The 19,209-nt window shown below is 46.6% G+C and carries 20 protein-coding genes; 17 read left to right on the top strand and 3 right to left on the bottom strand.

All coding sequences use genetic code 11. The features are described from left to right. Positions 1-67: 67 nt before the first annotated feature. Genes QMZ64_RS07075 through moaD form a run of 5 tightly spaced genes read left to right on the top strand, consistent with a single transcriptional unit; the run spans position 68 to position 3,589 of the window. On the top strand, positions 68-1,081 hold the full coding sequence (locus QMZ64_RS07075) for a molybdopterin-synthase adenylyltransferase MoeB (RefSeq protein WP_265627157.1): 1,014 nt from the start codon (positions 68-70) through the stop codon (positions 1,079-1,081). 18 nt (positions 1,082-1,099) lie between these two features. Further along, on the top strand, positions 1,100-2,392 hold the full coding sequence (locus QMZ64_RS07070; RefSeq protein WP_265627156.1) for a molybdopterin molybdotransferase MoeA: 1,293 nt from the start codon (positions 1,100-1,102) through the stop codon (positions 2,390-2,392). After that, positions 2,359-2,886, top strand: a complete 528-nt coding sequence (mobB, locus tag QMZ64_RS07065) for a molybdopterin-guanine dinucleotide biosynthesis protein B (protein WP_265627155.1) — start codon at positions 2,359-2,361, stop codon at positions 2,884-2,886. Before QMZ64_RS07070 ends, mobB begins: the two co-directional genes overlap by 34 nt. Further along, entirely contained in the window at positions 2,865-3,359 is a 495-nt protein-coding gene (locus tag QMZ64_RS07060) for a molybdenum cofactor biosynthesis protein MoaE (protein ID WP_265627154.1), read from the top strand. The genes mobB and QMZ64_RS07060 overlap by 22 nt, the downstream gene beginning before the upstream one ends. Beyond that, on the top strand, positions 3,356-3,589 hold the full coding sequence (moaD, locus tag QMZ64_RS07055; protein ID WP_265627153.1) for a molybdopterin converting factor subunit 1: 234 nt from the start codon (positions 3,356-3,358) through the stop codon (positions 3,587-3,589). The genes QMZ64_RS07060 and moaD overlap by 4 nt, the downstream gene beginning before the upstream one ends. Before the next feature lie 30 nt (positions 3,590-3,619). Here moaD and QMZ64_RS07050 read toward each other — a convergent pair whose 3' ends face one another. Continuing rightward, positions 3,620-3,997: a Rok-like winged helix domain-containing protein gene (locus tag QMZ64_RS07050; protein WP_243940082.1), complete on the bottom strand. Its 378-nt coding sequence runs from the start codon at positions 3,995-3,997 to the stop codon at positions 3,620-3,622. 266 nt (positions 3,998-4,263) lie between these two features. Between QMZ64_RS07050 and QMZ64_RS07045 the strand changes: the two genes are divergently transcribed. From QMZ64_RS07045 to lepB, 10 genes are all read left to right on the top strand, one after another. Beyond that, positions 4,264-6,021: an ABC transporter ATP-binding protein gene (locus QMZ64_RS07045; RefSeq protein ID WP_301441210.1), complete on the top strand. Its 1,758-nt coding sequence runs from the start codon at positions 4,264-4,266 to the stop codon at positions 6,019-6,021. Between the two features lie 12 nt (positions 6,022-6,033). After that, positions 6,034-7,854 carry an ABC transporter ATP-binding protein gene (locus QMZ64_RS07040; RefSeq protein WP_265627151.1) on the top strand — a complete coding sequence of 607 codons (1,821 nt, stop codon included), beginning with the start codon at positions 6,034-6,036 and terminating at the stop codon, positions 7,852-7,854. Positions 7,855-7,978: 124 nt separating this feature from the next. Further along, positions 7,979-8,659: a YknW family membrane protein gene (gene yknW, locus QMZ64_RS07035; RefSeq protein WP_265627150.1), complete on the top strand. Its 681-nt coding sequence runs from the start codon at positions 7,979-7,981 to the stop codon at positions 8,657-8,659. Then, complete coding sequence (locus QMZ64_RS07030) at positions 8,660-9,796, top strand: efflux RND transporter periplasmic adaptor subunit (protein ID WP_265627149.1); 1,137 nt, start codon at positions 8,660-8,662, stop codon at positions 9,794-9,796. It abuts the gene before it with no gap. Further along, positions 9,793-10,485, top strand: coding sequence for an ABC transporter ATP-binding protein (locus QMZ64_RS07025; RefSeq protein WP_243940091.1), 693 nt, complete (start codon positions 9,793-9,795; stop codon positions 10,483-10,485). Before QMZ64_RS07030 ends, QMZ64_RS07025 begins: the two co-directional genes overlap by 4 nt. After that, positions 10,482-11,675, top strand: a complete 1,194-nt coding sequence (locus tag QMZ64_RS07020; RefSeq protein WP_243940093.1) for an ABC transporter permease — start codon at positions 10,482-10,484, stop codon at positions 11,673-11,675. Before QMZ64_RS07025 ends, QMZ64_RS07020 begins: the two co-directional genes overlap by 4 nt. A 409-nt stretch (positions 11,676-12,084) precedes the next feature. After that, entirely contained in the window at positions 12,085-12,840 is a 756-nt protein-coding gene (locus tag QMZ64_RS07015) for a DeoR/GlpR family DNA-binding transcription regulator (RefSeq protein WP_243940095.1), read from the top strand. Beyond that, positions 12,837-13,748 carry a 1-phosphofructokinase gene (gene pfkB, locus QMZ64_RS07010; protein WP_043928615.1) on the top strand — a complete coding sequence of 304 codons (912 nt, stop codon included), beginning with the start codon at positions 12,837-12,839 and terminating at the stop codon, positions 13,746-13,748. Before QMZ64_RS07015 ends, pfkB begins: the two co-directional genes overlap by 4 nt. Before the next feature lie 13 nt (positions 13,749-13,761). Further along, a complete protein-coding gene (locus QMZ64_RS07005; RefSeq protein ID WP_265627148.1) occupies positions 13,762-15,654 on the top strand; it encodes a PTS fructose transporter subunit IIABC in 1,893 nt (630 codons plus the stop codon). 164 nt (positions 15,655-15,818) lie between these two features. Beyond that, entirely contained in the window at positions 15,819-16,379 is a 561-nt protein-coding gene (gene lepB / locus QMZ64_RS07000) for a signal peptidase I (RefSeq protein WP_043928613.1), read from the top strand. A gap of 45 nt (positions 16,380-16,424) precedes the next feature. Here lepB and QMZ64_RS06995 read toward each other — a convergent pair whose 3' ends face one another. Together QMZ64_RS06995 and QMZ64_RS06990 are read right to left on the bottom strand one after the other, a co-directional pair. Beyond that, on the bottom strand, positions 16,425-16,694 hold the full coding sequence (locus QMZ64_RS06995; protein WP_265627146.1) for a hypothetical protein: 270 nt from the start codon (positions 16,692-16,694) through the stop codon (positions 16,425-16,427). A 12-nt stretch (positions 16,695-16,706) separates the two neighbouring features. Next, positions 16,707-16,949 (bottom strand): hypothetical protein, encoded by a 243-nt coding sequence (locus QMZ64_RS06990; protein ID WP_075753038.1) that lies wholly within the window; start codon positions 16,947-16,949, stop codon positions 16,707-16,709. A 172-nt stretch (positions 16,950-17,121) separates the two neighbouring features. Between QMZ64_RS06990 and QMZ64_RS06985 the strand changes: the two genes are divergently transcribed. Both QMZ64_RS06985 and QMZ64_RS06980 read left to right on the top strand, forming a co-directional pair. Further along, positions 17,122-18,741: an ABC-F family ATP-binding cassette domain-containing protein gene (locus tag QMZ64_RS06985; protein WP_065644046.1), complete on the top strand. Its 1,620-nt coding sequence runs from the start codon at positions 17,122-17,124 to the stop codon at positions 18,739-18,741. A 56-nt stretch (positions 18,742-18,797) separates the two neighbouring features. Further along, on the top strand, positions 18,798-19,172 hold the full coding sequence (locus tag QMZ64_RS06980; protein ID WP_265627145.1) for a YybH family protein: 375 nt from the start codon (positions 18,798-18,800) through the stop codon (positions 19,170-19,172). Positions 19,173-19,209: the final 37 nt, after the last annotated feature.

Here is a 19,209-nt window from a genome sequence, read left to right as displayed (position 1 = left end):
GTTTTTCAAAAAACAGCAGACGGAAAAATGATATGATAGAGAAAAGGAAGTAAAGGGGATCATCCTGATGCATGAACGGTATTCAAGACAAATCAGATATCAAAACATCGGACAGGCGGGTCAGGACAGAATCAGGCAGAGCCATGTTTTGATCGTCGGAGCCGGGGCGCTCGGCACGTCGGCTGCCGAGGGGCTTGTTCGCGCAGGCATCGGTACACTGTCTATTATAGACCGCGATTATGTGGAATGGAGCAACTTGCAAAGGCAGCAGCTCTACACAGAGAAAGACGCGGAGGAAAGGCTTCCGAAAGCGGCAGCCGCCAAAGAACGCCTTTCCCAGATCAATCGAGATGTTGAGCTTCGTACATATGTTGCCGACGGCACCGTGGAAACACTCAGACCGCTGATCAAAGAAGCGGATGCTGTCATCGATGCAACGGATAACTTTGAGACCCGCATGATCATCAATGACCTTGCCCAAGAGACGGGCACTCCGTGGGTTTACGGTGCTTGTGTCAGCAGTCAGGGCATGTATATGACGATTATTCCTAAAAAAACGCCATGCCTTGCCTGCCTGTTTGAAGATGTTCCGATTGGCGGGGCTACATGCGACACGTCGGGGATTATTTCGCCGGCCGTTCAAATGGTGTCGGCTTATCAACAAGCTGAAATTTTAAAAGTCTTAACGGACGACCAAGATGCGCTTCAAACCGCTTTTGTCACGTTTGATTTATGGGCGAACACCCACTTCCGAATGGAGATCGGCCGCAATGAGACATGTCCTTCGTGCGGAGAAACGCCGGTTTATCCTTTTCTCAGCAACATGAGCCAAAAAAAAGCCGACGTGCTGTGCGGAAGAGAGACCGTCCAAATTCGCAGCGATATGTTAAAACGGCTGCCTAAAGAGGAGCTCAGGAAAAAACTTTCGGGCATCGGAAAAGTGGAAGCGAATGATTATTTGCTGCATGTACAATACGAGACATTCAGAATCGTCATATTTAACGATGGAAGAGCCCTTGTTCACGGCACAAATGATATAAAAGAAGCCAACTCCATATTGGCGAGAGTCATCGGAATGTAACAACAGGAGGTTTTTTTAATGATTGAAAAAAGAACGCCCATTCCAGTTTTTGAAGCCGCTGCGCGTGTCTCTCGGCACCGGAAGCAGGGAGATACAGAGTGGATCCACCTTGAGGAGAGTCTCCATAGATTTTTAGCCGAAGATGTCAAGGCTGATCACGACGTACCCGCTTTTGACCGTTCGCCGTACGACGGCTTTGCTGTCCGAGCTTGCGATACCGCCGGTGCTTCGCGGGAAAATCCGCTGCAATTCGAGGTGGTTGATCACATTGGAGCCGGAGCCGTGTCAGGTAAAACGCTCGGGCCTTTTCAAGCTGTCAGAATTATGACCGGAGCGCAGATTCCGGAGGGCGCTGATGCGGTAGTCATGCTTGAGCTGACAAAAACCTTCTCAGAAGACGGTAAAAACTATATGGTGTTAAAGCGCTCATTGGAGCCGGGAGAAAATATTTCAAAAACCGGAGAAGATGCGAGAAAAGGATCAGTTCTTGTGAAGAAAGGAACCCGGATCACGCCGGGTGTCGTCGCTTTGCTTGCAACATTCGGATATGCAGCGGTACCTGCAGTCAAAAAGCCTGTGGTAGGCATCATTGCCACCGGAACGGAGCTTCTGAATGTCAGCGATCCCCTCGTTCCCGGAAAAATCCGCAACAGCAATGCAGGCATGGCGGCCGCCCAGGTTGAAGAGGCAGGCGGAAAACCCCTTTATTTAGGAAAGATTTCTGATCGATTTGAGGAAAGCTTTGCAGCGGTGGAAAAAGCTTTGGACAAGGTGGATTTTCTGATTACGACCGGAGGGGTGTCCGTCGGGGACTTTGATTTTCTGCCGGCAATTTACGAAAAGCTCGGTGCCGAGGTCCTGTTTAATAAGGTGGCGATGCGTCCGGGAAGTGTAACGACTGTTGCTCAATTAAACGGCAAATTACTGTTTGGGCTATCAGGGAACCCGTCAGCCTGCTTCGTTGGATTTGAGCTGTTTGTCAAACCGTCCCTGCGCACCTGGCTGCATCATCAGAAGTCGTATTCTTTATGTGCAGAAGCGGTTTTAAGCAAGGATTTTCCAAAACCTAATCCGTTTACAAGGTTTGTCCGCTCGTTTGTATCCATTAAAGACGGTGCGCTTCATGCGGAGCCTGTCGGTCTGGATAAATCGAGCGCCGTCACGTCTCTGGCAGATGCCAATGCGCTGATGGTTTTGCCGGGCGGAACGAGAGGCTATGAGGCCGGGGCAAGAGTGCATGTTCTTTTATACCGGGATGAGAACGGAAGTGAAGAGCTGTGGCCGCACATTTTCCAATCATCCAGATCGTAGGGTACCAAAACAGCGGCAAAACGACGTTCGTTGAAAAACTGGCGGAAAAGCTCGATCAACTCGGAGTCAAGATCGGCTGCCTGAAACACCACGGACATGGAGGAGAACCGGATGTTTTCGCCGAGGGAAAGGATTCTGACCGCTTTTTTCGGGCTGGAGCGGCTGCGTCCGGCGTCGAAGGAGCAGGCGTTTTTCAGCTGACGGCGCGCGGCGAGTGGACGCTTGATCAACTGATTGCCGCTTATGGCGTTTTAGCGGTTGAGTGTCTGCTCATTGAAGGATTTAAACATGCGCCATATCAAAAAGTTGTCATGGTCAGAAACGAAGCGGACTGTCAGCTCTTGGAGGAATTGGACGGCATCATCGCCGTCATTTATCAAAAGAGCGAGCCGAAAACGGATGTTCCAGCCTTTCATATTGAAGACCCGAGCGCCGTGGCTTTTATTCTGAATCATCTAAAGGAGGAAGGCGTTTGTCTGAACGATTTGTTATAACAAAAGAGCCGATTGTCATCGAAGATATCGTCAAAAAAGTTGAAAGAAGGGAAGCCGGTGCCATCACGACGTTTATTGGAACAGTGAGAGAATGGACAAATGGAAAAAAGACCCTCTATCTCGAATATGAAGCTTATATTCCAATGGCGGTCAGCATGCTTGCTCAGATCGGGAAAGAGATCAATGAAAAATGGCCCGGTACAGCTGCAGCGATTACCCATCGCATCGGCAGGCTGGACATCTCTGACGCGGCTGTTGTGATCGCGGTGTCATCACCTCACCGGAAAGCGGCGTATGAAGCGAACGAATATGCGATCGAAAGGATAAAGCAAATTGTCCCGATTTGGAAAAAAGAACATTGGGAGGACGGCGAGACTTGGATCGGCGACCAGCTTGAGACAACTGAATACCCGGAAGGGAAACCAGATATGGAAGCAGCGGCTTCCGGCAGAAAAAGAGGTGCTGACCATTGATTAAAGTTTTACTGTTTGCCCAGCTTGCCGAACAAGCGGGTGCGCAGAGCATTGATATAGATGAAGAAAAAACGACAACAGACGACATCAGACAGTTTTTAAAAGAAACTTACAATCTTCAGGGAACGGACAGGGCGATGATCGCTGTCAACGAAGTGTACAGAAGAGGAAACAGTGCGGTTAAGTCTGGAGATACGGTTGCTCTTATTCCCCCGGTCAGCGGAGGTTGAGAACGTCGGTCGGTTCAGGCATAGAGCCTGTTACCGACCGACGTTTTTTTTTGAAGCGTTTTCCAGATAAATAAAACAGCCGCGCCGTTCTTTCGAAATGTTTGGTTCTAATTTTTGAATCAAGTCATAAAGCTCACTAATACGGTGTACGTTAAAATTGGTTCTTTCTTTCAGTTTCATTTTCAGTTCTTTTGTCGTTACAATTTTTCCTTTTTGCTGTTTAATAATGTCTACGCAATGTGCTGCATAATACTCTTTAGTGGAACGTCTATGTCGCTGGATTTGTCTGTCAAGTTCTCCTAACCTTGCGTAAATCCCTTCGCGTTCTTTCCGGAAGTCCTTCCAGATTCTTTGTTCCAATTCACCTAAGAGGAGAAGCTGTTTTTTTAAAGCCTCTCTTTTCGCCATTGCAATCAACTCCGTCATTCATAATTTGATAACATTTTCTATTATTTTACATCATCTTCCTTCATTCATCAAAAAATTTCCTTTGACAACAAGAAACTATTTTTTATTGACTGTCACATTTTAAAAAGGCGTTATTTCAAGCGGAAGAAGGAGGAAAACTCCATAATAAGTCTGAATTTTGTAAAATCGGTGGAATTTTATTTCGCAAACCGATATATTAGATGATGTGTCCTTGTTTTACATGAATTGGAAAGGTGCTGGTGCAAATGGAGTCCCTTAAAAAACTAAAAGATTTTTATTGGCCTTATAAAAAAATGTTCTTGTGGTCGCTTGTGTCGATGCTTCTGATGACGGCGATCACTGTTGTTTATCCGATTATTCTGCAAATGACAATTGACGAAGTGATTCTCGGTGGAAGGTACGGTTTGGTCATATGGATCAGTCTCGGGTTCATCGCTGTCATGGCGGCGAAGGGCGCAGCCACTTTTTTTCATCAGTATCTTGGAGATATGTTCGGAATCCGCTCTGTCTACCGGTTAAGAAAAGAGCTGTATGCGAAATTGCAGCGTCTGCCGTTCAAGTATTATGACAGCGCTAAAACGGGAGATTTAATGTCGAGGCTTACGGCTGACGTCGAAGGTATCAGATTCTTTTTATCTTTCGGCTTTGCTGAGGCGATTCGCTTTATCCTGCTTGTCAGCTTCAGTCTGTCTGTCATGTTTTCTTATTCTGTGCCGCTGACTCTGGTAACGATTGCTTCTCTGCCGTTTTTGGGAGCGGTTGTCTACAGGTTTGATAAAAAAGTGCATCCGGCTTTTCGGAACATAAGAAAATCTTTCGCTCGTTTAAATACGAAAGTTCAGGAAAATATCAGCGGCATGAATACCGTTAAATCTTTATCAAAAGAAGATTTTGAGATTCAAAACTTTACTCATTCAAATGACCATTTTCGAAATAAAAGCTTAAACGTTTCGTTTATCATGTCGAAATTCTTTCCGCTGATGGAGTTTATCGGCAATATTTGCCTTGTTGCCCTGCTGTCGTTCGGCGGCTGGCTCGTGATGCAAAACAGCTTAAAACCGGGGGAGCTTGTCGCTTTTTTCAGTCTTGTCAATTACTTGATGTGGCCGATCATGAACCTCGGTTATGTCATCAACCTGTTTTCACAAGCGAAAGCATCAGGAGAGCGGCTGCTGGAAATTCTTGATGCCGAAGAGGAAATCACCGACAGCGGACATGAGGTGAAAAACGGCAGACTGAACGGAGATGTCGTATTCAGCGATGTTTCCCTTCAATATACAAAAGAAAACGCTGAAGCACTGCATGGGGTGTCTTTTCAAGCCGAGCGCGGCAAAACGATCGGGTTAATCGGTGCGACGGGGTCAGGAAAGAGCAGTATCATTCAACTGCTGAGCCGCTTTTATGAGCCGACATCCGGCCGGATCACGATCGACGGCAAGCCGCTTGAACACTACTCATTAAAGATGCTGCGCTCCAATATCGGCGTCGTCCCGCAGGAATCGTTTTTATTTTCCTCAACGATCAGGTCAAATATATCTTATGGAAAGCCTGATGCATCAATGGAAGAGATCATCGAAAGCGCGAAAAGAGCCCAGGCGCACGATTTTATCATGGAGCTTCCGAACCAATACGATACGATGCTCGGCGAGAGGGGGCTCGGACTGTCCGGAGGCCAAAAACAGCGAATCGCGATTGCGAGAGCGATTTGTCTGAACCCGGGCATTCTCATCCTCGATGATTCGACGAGTGCCGTTGACATGGAAACGGAGCACCGTATTCAGCTTGCATTGCGGGAAGTGATGCGGGATCGGACGACGTTCATCATCGCTCACAGAATCTCATCCTTAAAGCATGCCGACGAAATCCTTGTGCTTGATAAAGGTGTTGTCAAGGAAAGGGGAACACACGAACAATTAATGGAAGAAAACGGTTTATACAAACGGATTTTTGATTTGCAGTATAAAGATCAAAATGTATTGAATGAGCCGCATTTTGCAGGATAGGAGGCTCTTGCTATGGAAAATCAGGCGAAAAAACAAACGTTGATGAACCGGTTTTTTTATACTTCAGACCAAATCATTGAAAAGCCTTTTAACTGGGCGCAGATGTGGAGGCTGCTCAAATATTTAAAGCCTTACCGAAAAAATTTGCTGCCGCTCTCCTTTTTAACGGTCATGATCTCGGCGGCGATCCGGCTGACGGTGCCGATTTTGATCGGCGTCTATGCGCTCGACAAAGCAATCGCAGGCCGGGATATGAATCTTCTTGTGATTCTGATCTCCGTCATCAGCGGATTATATCTTGTCAATTATGTTAGCAATGTGTTGAGAATCCGCTGGATGAACAAGCTTGGTCAGCATGTCATTTATGATCTCAGACAGCATTTATTTACGCATGTTCAGCGGCTGTCACACCGCTTTTTCGACGAGCGTTCGGCAGGTTCCATCCTTGTCCGGATCATGAATGACATCAATTCTCTTCAGGAATTATTTACAAGCGGAGTCATCAATCTATTGATGGATGTCTTGCTTCTCTTTGGCATTATCGTCATTCTGTTTTCGCTCAGTCCTGAGCTGACCATCGCCATCATGGTGACGCTGCCTGTTATGTTCTTTATTTCTACCAATCTCAGAAGGAAAATCCGGCGATCCTGGCAAAAGGTGCGCTTAAAGCAGTCCAAGCTGAATTCCCATTTGAATGAAAGCATTCAAGGCATCCGCGTCACTCAGGCATTTACGCAGGAAAAAGAGAATATGATGTATTTTGAAGGCGTCAACAGCGAGAACTTTGAAGCCTGGCGGGAAGCGACGAAAAAAAATGCGACATTCCGCCCGCTTGTAGAAATGACAAACGCTGTCGGGACGGCCATTTTAATCTGGTACGGCACAAGCTTAATCATCAATGAAACGATTACGATCGGTGTATTTGTCTCGTTCGCCTTCTATCTCGGAATGTTCTGGGAGCCGATTTCAAGGCTCGGCCAAGTCTACAACCAGCTGTTGATGGGGATGGCTTCGTCGGAGAGGATATTTGAATTTCTGGATGAAAAACCGAGTGTCGCAGACAAGGAAGATGCGGTCAAAATTAAAGAATTAAAAGGCCGGATCGAATTTGAACAGGTGGAATTTTCTTATGACGGCAATCGCAAGGCGCTGCACAGCATTTCATTTGAGGTGCCGGCGGGAACATCGCTCGCGCTTGTCGGACATACAGGATCAGGGAAGACGACGATCGCGAATCTGATCAGCAGGTTTTACGATGCAACAGGCGGGACTGTCAAAGTGGACGGAATACCGATTACCGATATCTCGCTTTCCGATCTTCGTTCGCAAATCAGCATCGTGCTGCAGGATACGTTTATTTTTTCGGGAACGATTATGGAAAATATTCGTTTTGGCCGTCCGAACGCCGCCGATGAAGAAGTGATCGAAGCAGCAAAAGCTGTCGGGGCCGATTCGTTTATTTCAGCGCTTCCGAATGGATACTCCACAGAAGTGGAGGAACGCGGCAATGTATTATCGGCAGGTGAGCGGCAGCTCATTTCATTTGCGAGGGCACTCCTGGCAGACCCCCGCATTCTGATCCTTGATGAAGCAACCGCAAGTATTGACACAGAAACGGAAGTCAAGATTCAGGCTGCATTGAAAACCCTGCTCCATGGCAGAACGGCTATTATGATCGCTCACAGGCTTTCAACGATAAGGGATGCGGATAAAATCCTGGTTCTTGACCACGGCCGGAAAATAGAGGAAGGAAATCACCAGGAATTAATCGAAAAACGTGGAATGTATTATGAGCTGGTGAAAGCGCAGTATCAAATGTTTCAGCGAAACTAAACTGAAACCGTCCCCGGCCGCATATTCTGAAATGCGGCCGGGGCGTTTTTTTGAGAAAACAGATGTGAAACATTTTAGACCATTCTGCGTATAAACTGGTAATTCATTTTTAAGGGGGATACATATGGAAACGCATTTAGAAACTGAAAAAGTAAAAAATCCGTCATTGTTCGGATTGATTACCCATCCCGGAGAACAGTTTGAGAGAATGAGAGAAAAGCCTGCTTTCTGGTTTCCGCTTGTCATTGTTTTAATCTTGTCGGTTACCGCAGGGTATATGCTCAGTCAAAAAATACCGCTATCTGCCGATTTAGCAGAAATGCCGGATGCTGAAGCATTTCAAGCCGCTATGAAGGGATTCAGCATCATCGGCGGGATTTTCGGTTCTGTGATCGCCATGCTGATCAGCGCTTTAATCTATTGGCTGATTGTCAAAATCGGAAGAGGAACAACCGATTTTGTTCATATGTTTTCGCTGTCTGTTTTTACGCATTTTATTGTGGCTATCGGGCAATTCATAGGCGGACTTGTGATCTATTATTCAAATATTGATCCCACGATCGCCGTCACATCTTTAAGCAGCATCATCCCGGCAGACGAGCCGCTTAAATCGGTATTGGGTGTATTTGATATTTTCACCATCTGGTCGCTCGCATTGGTTGCACTAGGTCTCCAAAAGGTTGGGGGGATCTCCAAAAAAGCGGCTTGGACCGGTGTGATTATTTTATTTGTGATCTCCATTCTGCTCGCATTAACAGCCGGAATCGCGATGAATTTCTTCGATACATTTGAAGGAGCAATGTAAATGAAAAAAATATGGATCGGCATCATCATTGTTGGGGCTGCTGCGCTTTTTATCGGACTCAACCTCTACCGCTCGGTGCAAACGGGCGGAGGGGCTGAAACAGCGGTCCAAACCGTGAAATTGGAAGAGAAAGAGATTTCTTCTGAAGTCATGGTTCCGGGCACCCTAAAGTTTGCCAATGAACAATACGAATATTTTGAACCTGAAAAAGGAAAAATTGCCGACATCAAAGTAAAAGAAGGTGGCAAGGTGAAAAAAGGAGATGTGCTTTTCACCTATACGAACGAAGAAATACGCCTGGAAAAAGAACAGAATGCTTTGTCCATTCAATCGAAGGAGCTCCAGCTTGAACAGGTTAAGCGAAAAATCAGCAGCCTAAAAAGCAAGGAAGACGAGCTGAAGGCTGAGCTCGGAGCGGAAAAAGCCAAGAGGCAGATTGATGACGAACGGTCACAGCTTGAAATGGAAGAAAAATCGCTTCAACTTGAACTGAAACAAGCCGACTTGCAAAAGGAAACGCTCGAGAAAAAATCGGCAGCGCTGCAAGTGAAAAGCGGCATATACGGGACAGTGATCACCGTTGATAAACAAGCCGCCTTAAAGCAATCGGATATTCAAAAGCCGGTTATACATATAGGTAACGAGGACAAGCTTGTTGTTAAAGGCGTGCTGTCAGAGTATGACACATTGAAAGTGAAAAAGGGACAGAACGTGACCATCACGTCGGATGTCATCCAGAATAAAGAGTGGCGGGGCAGAATCTCACAAGTCGGATTGGTTCCCGAAGAAGAGGCGACTGCAGGTGCTGCGGGAGGAAAGGAACAAGCTGTTCAATATCCGTTTGAAGTCAAAATAAAAGGGGAGCGTCCTAAAGCAAAGCCCGGCTTCAATATGATTCTCAAAATCCAGACGGATAAAAGAACGATTCAGGCTCTTCCTGAAGGTGCCGTGAAGCAGGATGATGATCAATCATACGTGTATGCCGTCAGAGACGGAAAGGCGAAACGGATCAATGTCAAAACCGGCGAGAAAGCAGATGGCCTCGTTGAAATTACCGGCGGTCTGACGAACAAGGACCCGGTTATCGAAAACCCGGCTGAGGACATGAAAAGCGGAACGGAAGTGAAGCTTCAATGATTGAGCTTTCCCACGTGAAAAAAAGCTACCAAATCGGAGGGGAAACCATTGATGTTCTCAGGGAGATCAATATGAAAATTGAGTCTGGTGAATATCTGTCTATCATGGGGCCTTCCGGTTCTGGAAAATCAACGATCATGAACATTATCGGCTGTCTTGACCGCCCGACATCGGGTATTTACAGGCTGGACGGCGAGGATATTTCAGCATATGGCGAAAGGGAGCTTGCCGGCGTCAGAAACCGTTTAATCGGTTTTGTTTTTCAGCAGTTTCAGCTTCTGCCGAGACTGAATGCCATAAAGAATGTGGAGCTTCCGATGATCTACTCCGGCATTCCAAGAAAAGAGCGGCGGGAGCGGGCCGAACGGGCGCTTGAAAAAGTCGGGCTTAAGGACAGGATGCGCCATTTGCCGAACGAGCTTTCCGGCGGCCAAAAACAGCGTGTAGCCATCGCAAGAGCGATCGTCAATGAACCGAAGCTGATATTGGCTGATGAACCGACCGGAGCGCTCGATACGAAAACAAGCCGGGACATCATGGAGCAATTCACCGAATTGAATGAGGAAGGAACGACGGTGGTGCTCGTCACCCACGAACCGGAGATTGCAGATTATACAAGCCGGATCATCATGGTGAGGGACGGTGTGATCGTCTCGCCGGAAACAGAGCGGAGGGGGACGGTGCAATGAATCTCATCGAAAACTTGAGAATGGCGTTAAGTTCCATCCTTTCCCATAAACTGCGATCGATTTTAACAATGCTCGGAATCATTATCGGTGTAGGCTCTGTTATTGTCGTTGTTGCAGCGGGGCAAGGAGGAGAGCAGATGCTCAAGCAGACGATCAGCGGGCCCGGCAACACGGTCGAAATCTATTATCAGCCCAGCAATGAAGAATTAACGGCCAATCCCAACGCCTATTTAGACGCCGGCTTCACCGAAGAAGACATCAGAAGTTTAAAGTCACTCGAAGGCGTGAAGCATGTCGTTGCGAAAACTACCGAGTCTATGAATGTCCGCTTCCGGGATGAAAAAACCGATGCCACTGTAAACGGCATTAATGACGGATATATCAGCATCAATTCGATGGAAGTCGAAAAGGGAAGAGAGTTTTCAGAAGAGGATTACAATGCTGGAAGCAGGGTCGCCGTCGTCTCGCCGAAACTTGCGGAGGAACTTTTTTCTCAGCAGTCGCCTCTCGGCCGCGCCGTATGGATAAATGGCCAGCCCGTTGAAATCATCGGCGTATTAAAAGAAGAAACCGGGCTGCTTGCGTTGGGGATGAATGAGATGTATGTTCCGTTTTCAATGTTAAAATCGTCCTTCGGCATCAGCGACTATGACTCTGTCTCCGTTCAAGCTGAATCTGCCGACCATCTGCAAGCCGTCGGAAAGCAGGCTGCCGCGGCGGTCAACAACAATCACGGCACTACGGACTCGTACGAAGTGATGAATATGGAGGCCATAGCGGCCGGAATTAGCCAGATTACAACAATTATGACAATGTTCATCGGCTCAATTGCAGGCATTTCTTTACTCGTTGGCGGGATCGGCGTCATGAATATTATGCTGGTGTCGGTCACGGAACGGACGAGGGAAATCGGGATTCGAAAATCGCTTGGTGCAACAAGAGGCCAGATTCTGATGCAATTTTTAATAGAATCGTCTTTGATCACGCTGATCGGCGGGGTGTTTGGCATCGGCTTCGGATACGGCGGAGCAGCTCTCGTATCGTTTTTTGCCGGTTGGCCGCCGCTCGTTTCCTGGCAGGTGGTCCTCGGAGGCGTCCTGTTCAGCATGGCGATCGGAGTTATCTTTGGCCTCATCCCGGCCAATAAAGCGGCCCGCCTTCATCCGATTGATGCATTGAGGTATGAGTAAAGCGGCAAATTGCCGTCAGCCTATAAGCGTATGGCCAGCGTGGATCGGCATTTCCGCCATATTTATTATGATGCTGATGTTGTCTTATTTATTAGGCTTATGGCAAGTATTTTTAGAACGTTCAATAGGCTGATGTATGATTGTAAAACCTCATGCGGCGAGCATGAGGTTTTTATCGTTGTGATCTGAATGATGTTTGAAGGAATAGATAATAATAATGTCACATATTTTTGCGGATTTTTATAGTTTATACAGTTTACAAACAGTACATATCACGATAGTATGTTAAAATGTGAAAGATTTTGATGGTTATTGAATGAATTTGAAAGATTTTTGTTGAGTTATGTCGAAAAAGCGTTTACAATGTAATTGTAAGCTAAATGAAGGCGTTTCCAAAAGGGGTGATAATGTGTTGACTCCCGAACGGCATCAGCTGATTATTGACGAGATTGAAAAGCATGATGTCGTGAAAATCCAGTACTTAATGAATTTAACGAACGCATCCGAGTCAACGATCAGAAGAGATTTGTCGACGCTGGAAGCCCGCGGATATTTAAAGCGTGTTCATGGAGGGGCATCGAGGCTTTCCGATATTCGTACGGAGCCTGACATGCTAGAGAAATCATCCAAAAACCTTCATGAAAAGAGAAAAATCGCTCAAGAAGCGGCCTCACTTCTTGAAGAAGGTGATTGTATCTATCTTGATGCCGGAACGACCACATTGCAAATGATCGATTTTATCGATCCGGAGATGGATATTATCGTGGTCACAAATGGAGTTATGCACATTGAGGCATTAGGTAAAAAAGGCATTCCTTTTTATTTATTAGGCGGGTATGTGAAGTATAAAACCGGAGCAATCGTGGGCGGTTCGGCTTTATCAGCCATCAGCCAATACCGGTTTGACAAAAGCTTCATCGGCGTCAACGGCATTCATAAAGAAGCGGGGTATACGACTCCGGATCCTGAAGAAGCGCTTTTGAAAACAAAAGCTGTCAACCAGGCGAAAAAAGCATTTATTTTAGCTGACGTTTCCAAGTTTGGGGAAATTTCATTTTCTGCCTTTGCCGGTTTAGACGAAGCAACTATCATTACAACAGGATCTGCAAAACATTCATTTGATAACTATCAAGAAAAAACTGTCGTAAAGGTAGTGAAAAAATGATATACACTGTAACTCTCAACCCATCGGTCGACTATATTGTTCACGTTGAAGAATTTTCCGTAGGCGGGCTGAATCGTTCAGTCTATGACACGAAATATCCCGGAGGCAAAGGTATCAATGTCTCACGCGTGCTGAACAGACACCATGTACCTTCTAAAGTTCTCGGTTTTATCGGCGGTTTTACCGGGGGGTATATCAAATCATTTCTCGAAGAAGAGAAGCTTGAAACGGCTTTTCATGAAGTGAATGGAGACACGCGCATCAATGTCAAATTGAAGACCGGGGATGAGACGGAAATCAACGGGCAGGGGCCTGTCATCAGCGAAGAAGATTTCGCCGCCTTTTTAGACCAATTTTCAGCGATGAAAGAAGGGGACATTGTCGTATTGGCTGGCAGCATTCCTTCTTCATTGCCGCAGGACACCTATGAAAAGATTGCAGAAAAATGCGAAGAGCAAAATGTCCGGGTTGTCGTTGATATTTCGGGTGAGGCGCTCTTAAAAGCAGCAGAAATGAAGCCGCTTTTAATGAAACCGAACCATCACGAGCTCGGTGAAATGTTTGGGACAACCATCACTTCAGCGGAAGAAGCGGTGCCTTACGGTAAGAAACTCGTTGAACGCGGGGCCGAAAACGCGATCGTTTCCATGGCTGGCGAAGGCGCACTTTTATTTACAAAAGACGGCGTCTACCATGCCAACGTACCTAAAGGAAAGCTCGTAAACTCAGTCGGCGCAGGAGATTCAGTGGTTGCAGGCTTTCTCGCAGGCATTGAAAAACAGCTCGACATCAAAGAAGCTTTTCGCTTAGGTGTTGCGTCAGGAAGCGCAACCGCCTTTTCAGAGGAGCTGGGAACGGAAGAGCTCGTTCACAAGCTGCTTCCGGAAGTTCAAGTCAAAGCGATATAAAGGAGGAAAGGTTATGAAAATAACTGAGCTACTAACAAAGCATACGATCAAGTTAAACCTTGAGAGCAGCCAGAAAGAAAACGTTATCGAAGAACTCGTCAGCGTTTTGGATCAGGCAGGCAAGTTGAATGATAAAGAAGGCTACAAAGAAGCCGTGATCAACCGTGAGAAACAAAGTTCCACCGGTATCGGCGAAGGCATCGCCATCCCTCATGCGAAAACGGCAAGCGTTAAAGAGCCTGCGATCGCGTTCGGCCGTTCAAAAGGCGGCGTCGATTATGAATCGCTTGACGGCCAGCCAAGCCATCTTGTTTTCATGATCGCCGCTACAGACGGCGCGAATAACACTCACTTGGAAGCATTGTCAAGACTGTCGACTTTGCTAATGAGGGAAGAGATTCGCAAACAGCTGCTTGAAGCTTCATCCGAAGACGAAATCATCGACATCATCAACCAGCATGATAAAGATGATGAAGAAGAAGAACAGGCAGAAGAAGCGCCTGCACCATCAGCAAAAGGAAAAATCCTTGCGGTTACAGCATGTCCGACAGGGATCGCCCACACGTTCATGGCTGCCGATGCTTTGAAGGAAAAAGCGAAAGAGCTCGGCGTTGATATCAAAGTTGAAACGAACGGTTCAAGCGGTATTAAAAATGGTCTGACAGCGCAGGAAATCGAAGATGCGGTTGCGATCATCGTCGCCGCCGACAAGCAGGTTGAAATGGATCGCTTTCAAGGCAAGCATGTCATTGAAGTACCAGTTACAGCAGGAATCAGACGTCCGAAAGAGCTGATTGAGCAGGCGCTGAAACAAGACGCGCCTATCTATCAGGGTAAAGGCGGCGGTGCATCCGATTCTGAAGACGGAGCTGCCAAAGGAAAAGGCGGCGGTTTCTACAAACACTTGATGAGCGGTGTCAGCAACATGCTGCCATTCGTCGTCGGGGGCGGGATCTTAGTTGCGGTTTCGTTCTTCTGGGGAATCAACGCGACCAAACCGGGTGATCCGACTTATAATGAGTTTGCTGCTGTATTAAATAATATTGGCGGAACGAATGCACTTGGATTAATTGTCGCTGTATTGGCCGGATTTATCGCGATGAGCATTGCAGATCGTCCGGGATTTGCGCCTGGTATGGTCGGCGGTTTCATGGCGACACAAGCTGGCGCCGGTTTCTTAGGCGGCCTGATTGCCGGTTTCTTAGCTGGTTATATTGTTGTCCTGTTGAAAAAAGTGTTCGCTGGTTTGCCGCAAGTCCTTGACGGTTTAAAACCTGTGCTGCTTTACCCGCTGTTTGGAATATTCTTGACCGGAATCATTATGCAATATGTTGTCAATACGCCTGTCAAGTTCATTATGGATGGTCTGACACATTGGCTTGAAGGTCTTGGAACAGGAAACCTTGTCGTAATGGGTATTGTTTTAGGCGGTATGATGGCGATTGATATGGGCGGTCCGATCAACAAAGCGGCCTTTACATTCGGTATCGCGATGATTGAAGCTGGGAACTTTGGACCTCACGCAGCGATCATGGCAGGCGGTATGGTGCCTCCGCTTGGAATTGCTCTTGCAACGACTTTCTTTAAGAATAAATTCTCAAAACGGGATCGCGAAGCCGGAATTACCAACTACGTGATGGGCTTGTCATTTATTACTGAAGGTGCGATTCCTTTTGCGGCAGCAGATCCGGCGCGCGTCATTCCTGCTTGTATGATCGGATCAGCAGTTGCCGGAGGTTTGTCTCAATTTTTCCATGTCACACTGCAAGCGCCGCATGGCGGAATATTCGTTCTCTTCTTTACGACGAACCATGCGCTGCTGTATCTCCTCAGTATCTTGATCGGTGCGGTTGTGACGGCTCTCATTCTCGGCGTCTTGAAAAAGCCGGTTCCAACTGAAAAATAAGTGCTGAAAGTGCCACAGTAATCCCTTACGTGGCACTTTCTTTTTTACCGTTTTTGCCGGAAGTGAGCGCGGGGATTATGTATTCGGCAGGAACTTGTGATAAAGTATAGGAAAGCTTTATTTTGCATGTATGCTGTGACAGACTGTTTTTAGGAGGAAGCGTTTTGACTGAAGAAAAATCCACCAAAAATAAAAACTCTCTCTTTGAATGGGTAAAAGCCATTATTATCGCAGTCGTTCTGGCGTTATTGATCAGGGCATTTTTATTCGAACCGTATTTAGTCGAAGGTACATCAATGGACCCGACGCTGCACGACGGAGAGCGGCTGTTCGTCTATAAAACGGTTAAATACGTAGGCGAATTTAAGCGGGGAGATATCGTCATTATCGACGGTGATGAAAAAAATGTCCATTATGTAAAGCGCTTGATCGGCCTGCCGGGAGATACCGTGCAAATGAAAGATGACACACTGTACATAAACGGGAAAAAGGTGTCTGAGCCGTATCTTTCGGAAAACAGAAAAGAGGCGGAAGCAGTCGGCGTCAAGCTGACGGGCGACTTTGGCCCTGTGAAGGTTCCGGAAGGCAAGTATTTCGTGATGGGAGACAATCGCCAGAGGTCGATGGACAGCCGGAACGGACTCGGACTGATCGATAAAAAACGAGTCGCCGGGACTTCACAATTTGTGTTTTTCCCGTTCAACGAAATCCGAAAAACAGACTGAAAAATGCCTGATGTCCATTTGGACAATCAGGCATTTTTGCTTGATTTATGCGGCTAATGATGCCAGCACTGCGATAAACAGTACGGTAACGAACACAGAGGCCATAATCAGAAGAACGCTGTACAAGATTCTGATTTCCGCGGCTTCTTTTCCCCGTTTTGACAGCATTCGTTTCGCCGCGATATGAACGAACACGTAAATCATGGCAATCCCGATGTAAAGGCCGACATCCCGTGCTGTAAAGCCGGTTACGGCAAGATAAACCCCTGCGAAAAAAATAAACATGCAGTATTCCGTCAAAGTGATAAGCTTCATGTCTTCCTCCGTCTAACGATCCGAGTTTTCTTCAAATATCACCTTTTTATAATATATCTTTTGCAGCCATCCCACAAGGAGGCCGAAGCCGATCAGCAGACAGGAAAATATAAAAAAGTCAGAGGTCCACATATCAAACCCTTTGAAAAGCCCGATAGACATCGTAGAAATCACCATGGCCACTGACACGAAAAGCGCTTGGCGCGGCCTCGAATTGATCCACCTGATGATATCAGGGTCATCTTTCAATTTCATTATTCCTTCCCCCATTCTTCAATAATTGTAACATATTGTCACCAAGAAAGTGTGAACAAGAGTTTTTTTGATATATTTTTCTTTAAAACTTTATCGTAAAAAAGCAAAGCATTTCTCTTGCGGAATTTTCGTGTTATACTCTTTTTAATGAAGTATAGATGGAGGATTTTAAATGATAGCTGTTCAAAATGTCAGCTTGCGGTTTGCGGACCGGAAGCTGTTTGAAGATGTAAATATTAAGTTTACGCCGGGAAACTGCTACGGATTGATCGGAGCAAACGGCGCCGGAAAGTCCACTTTTTTGAAAATATTATCAGGCGAAATCGAGCCTCAGACGGGCGAGGTTCATATGAGCCCGGGCGAACGCCTTGCCGTCCTGAAGCAGAACCACTTTGAGTATGAAGAACATGAAGTGCTGAAAGTCGTGATCATGGGGCATAAACGCCTTTATGAAGTCATGCAGGAAAAAGACGCGATTTACATGAAACCCGATTTTTCAGATGAAGACGGAATCCGCGCCGCTGAACTTGAGGGCGAATTCGCCGAGCTGAACGGCTGGGAAGCTGAAGGGGAAGCGGCGATTTTGTTAAAAGGCCTCGGCATTCCTGAAGAGCTCCATACGAAGAAAATGGCCGATCTGGGCGGTTCCGAAAAGGTGAAAGTTCTCCTTGCGCAGGCCCTGTTCGGAAAACCTGACGTCCTTCTTCTCGATGAGCCGACCAACCACTTGGATATTCAGGCGATCCAGTGGCTTGAAGAGTTTTTAATCAATTTTGAGAATACGGTTATCGTCGTATCGCATGACCGCCACTTTTTGAATAAAGTATGTACGCATATTGCCGACCTGGATTTTAACAAAATTCAAATTTATGTCGGAAACTATGATTTCTGGTATGAATCAAGCCAGCTTGCGCTAAAAATGAATCAGGAAGCCAATAAGAAAAAAGAAGAGCAGATCAAACAGCTCCAGGAGTTCGTCGCCAGATTCAGCGCCAACGCCTCCAAATCGAAGCAGGCGACATCAAGAAAAAAACTGCTTGAAAAGATTACGCTTGACGATATTAAACCGTCATCGCGCAAGTATCCGTATGTGCATTTCACACCTGAACGTGAAATTGGAAACGATGTGCTTGTCGTCAAAGATCTGTCGAAAACGATTGACGGTGTCAAGGTGCTTGACTCGGTCAGCTTTATGATGAATAAAGAGGATAAAATCGCTTTTACAGGCCGGAATGAGCTTGCCGCTACTACGCTCTTTAAAATCCTTGCCGGGGAAATGGAGCCTGACAGCGGATCGTTTAAATGGGGCGTCACAACATCACAGGCGTTTTTCCCGAAAGACAACAGCGAGTATTTTGAAAACAGCGATTTAAACCTTGTCGACTGGCTCCGCCAATTTTCGCCGCATGACCAAAGCGAAAGCTTCCTGCGCGGATTTTTGGGCCGGATGCTGTTCTCCGGGGAAGAAGTGCTGAAAAAAGCAAGCGTTTTGTCAGGGGGAGAGAAAGTCCGCTGCATGCTGTCCAAAATGATGCTGTCCGGCGCCAATGTGCTGATGCTTGATGAGCCGACAAACCATTTGGACCTCGAATCCATTACAGCGCTGAATAACGGTTTAATCAGCTTTAAAGGCGCTATGCTGTTTACATCTCATGACCATCAGTTTGTCCAAACAATCGCCAACCGCATCATCGAAATCACGCCAAACGGAATCGTCGATAAACAGATGAGCTATGACGAGTTTTTGGAAGACAAAGCGGTTCAGGACAAGCTTGCTGAACTTTACGCGTAATGCTAGAAAACCCGCCTCAAAAAGCGGGTTTTTTTATAAAAAGGGAGATGGTTGCCGTGTCATGCCGCAAGGCTCTTGAGCAATATATTCAAGCAACAAACACACATGAGTTTGAGAATGTCAAAAAAATCCTTCATCCCGACGCTGTGTACTGGTTCTCGGATCAAACGTGCTCGGGCGCTGAGGAAATTCAGCGTTATTTTGAAAACGCCTGGAAGCAAATTGAAAACGAAGTATACAGCGCCAGTCATATCAGTTGGATCACGGAAACGGAAGAACAGGCCGTCTGTCTTTATACATACGAATGGAGAGGGTTTTATAGGGGCGAACCGGTTCAAGGGGCAGGCCGTGCGACAAACGTATTTGTAAAGGACGAGTCAGGAAGCTGGAAGCTGAAGCATGAACATTTAAGCAGTTTGCCTAAATCATGAGGAGGCGGGGCATTGGACCGGCTTTATATGTACGGAA

This window comes from Bacillus sp. LB7 (assembly GCF_030449715.1).
Taxonomy (GTDB): Bacteria; Bacillota; Bacilli; order Bacillales; family Bacillaceae; genus Bacillus; species Bacillus paralicheniformis.
This window is presented reverse-complemented; position numbering and strand designations above follow the sequence as displayed.

Excerpts from the sequence above, each read along its gene's own strand:
- QMZ64_RS07075 (WP_265627157.1), top strand. The coding sequence starts at position 68 with ATGCATGAACGGTATTCAAGACAAATCAGATATCAAAACATCGGACAG.
- QMZ64_RS07070 (WP_265627156.1), top strand. The coding sequence starts at position 1,100 with ATGATTGAAAAAAGAACGCCCATTCCAGTTTTTGAAGCCGCTGCGCGT.
- QMZ64_RS07050 (WP_243940082.1), bottom strand. The coding sequence starts at position 3,997 with ATGGCGAAAAGAGAGGCTTTAAAAAAACAGCTTCTCCTCTTAGGTGAA.
- QMZ64_RS07045 (WP_301441210.1), top strand. The coding sequence starts at position 4,264 with ATGGAGTCCCTTAAAAAACTAAAAGATTTTTATTGGCCTTATAAAAAA.
- QMZ64_RS07040 (WP_265627151.1), top strand. The coding sequence starts at position 6,034 with ATGGAAAATCAGGCGAAAAAACAAACGTTGATGAACCGGTTTTTTTAT.
- yknW (WP_265627150.1), top strand. The coding sequence starts at position 7,979 with ATGGAAACGCATTTAGAAACTGAAAAAGTAAAAAATCCGTCATTGTTC.
- QMZ64_RS07030 (WP_265627149.1), top strand. The coding sequence starts at position 8,660 with ATGAAAAAAATATGGATCGGCATCATCATTGTTGGGGCTGCTGCGCTT.
- QMZ64_RS07025 (WP_243940091.1), top strand. The coding sequence starts at position 9,793 with ATGATTGAGCTTTCCCACGTGAAAAAAAGCTACCAAATCGGAGGGGAA.
- QMZ64_RS07020 (WP_243940093.1), top strand. The coding sequence starts at position 10,482 with ATGAATCTCATCGAAAACTTGAGAATGGCGTTAAGTTCCATCCTTTCC.
- pfkB (WP_043928615.1), top strand. The coding sequence starts at position 12,837 with ATGATATACACTGTAACTCTCAACCCATCGGTCGACTATATTGTTCAC.
- QMZ64_RS07005 (WP_265627148.1), top strand. The coding sequence starts at position 13,762 with ATGAAAATAACTGAGCTACTAACAAAGCATACGATCAAGTTAAACCTT.
- QMZ64_RS06995 (WP_265627146.1), bottom strand. The coding sequence starts at position 16,694 with ATGAAGCTTATCACTTTGACGGAATACTGCATGTTTATTTTTTTCGCA.
- QMZ64_RS06990 (WP_075753038.1), bottom strand. The coding sequence starts at position 16,949 with ATGAAATTGAAAGATGACCCTGATATCATCAGGTGGATCAATTCGAGG.
- QMZ64_RS06985 (WP_065644046.1), top strand. The coding sequence starts at position 17,122 with ATGATAGCTGTTCAAAATGTCAGCTTGCGGTTTGCGGACCGGAAGCTG.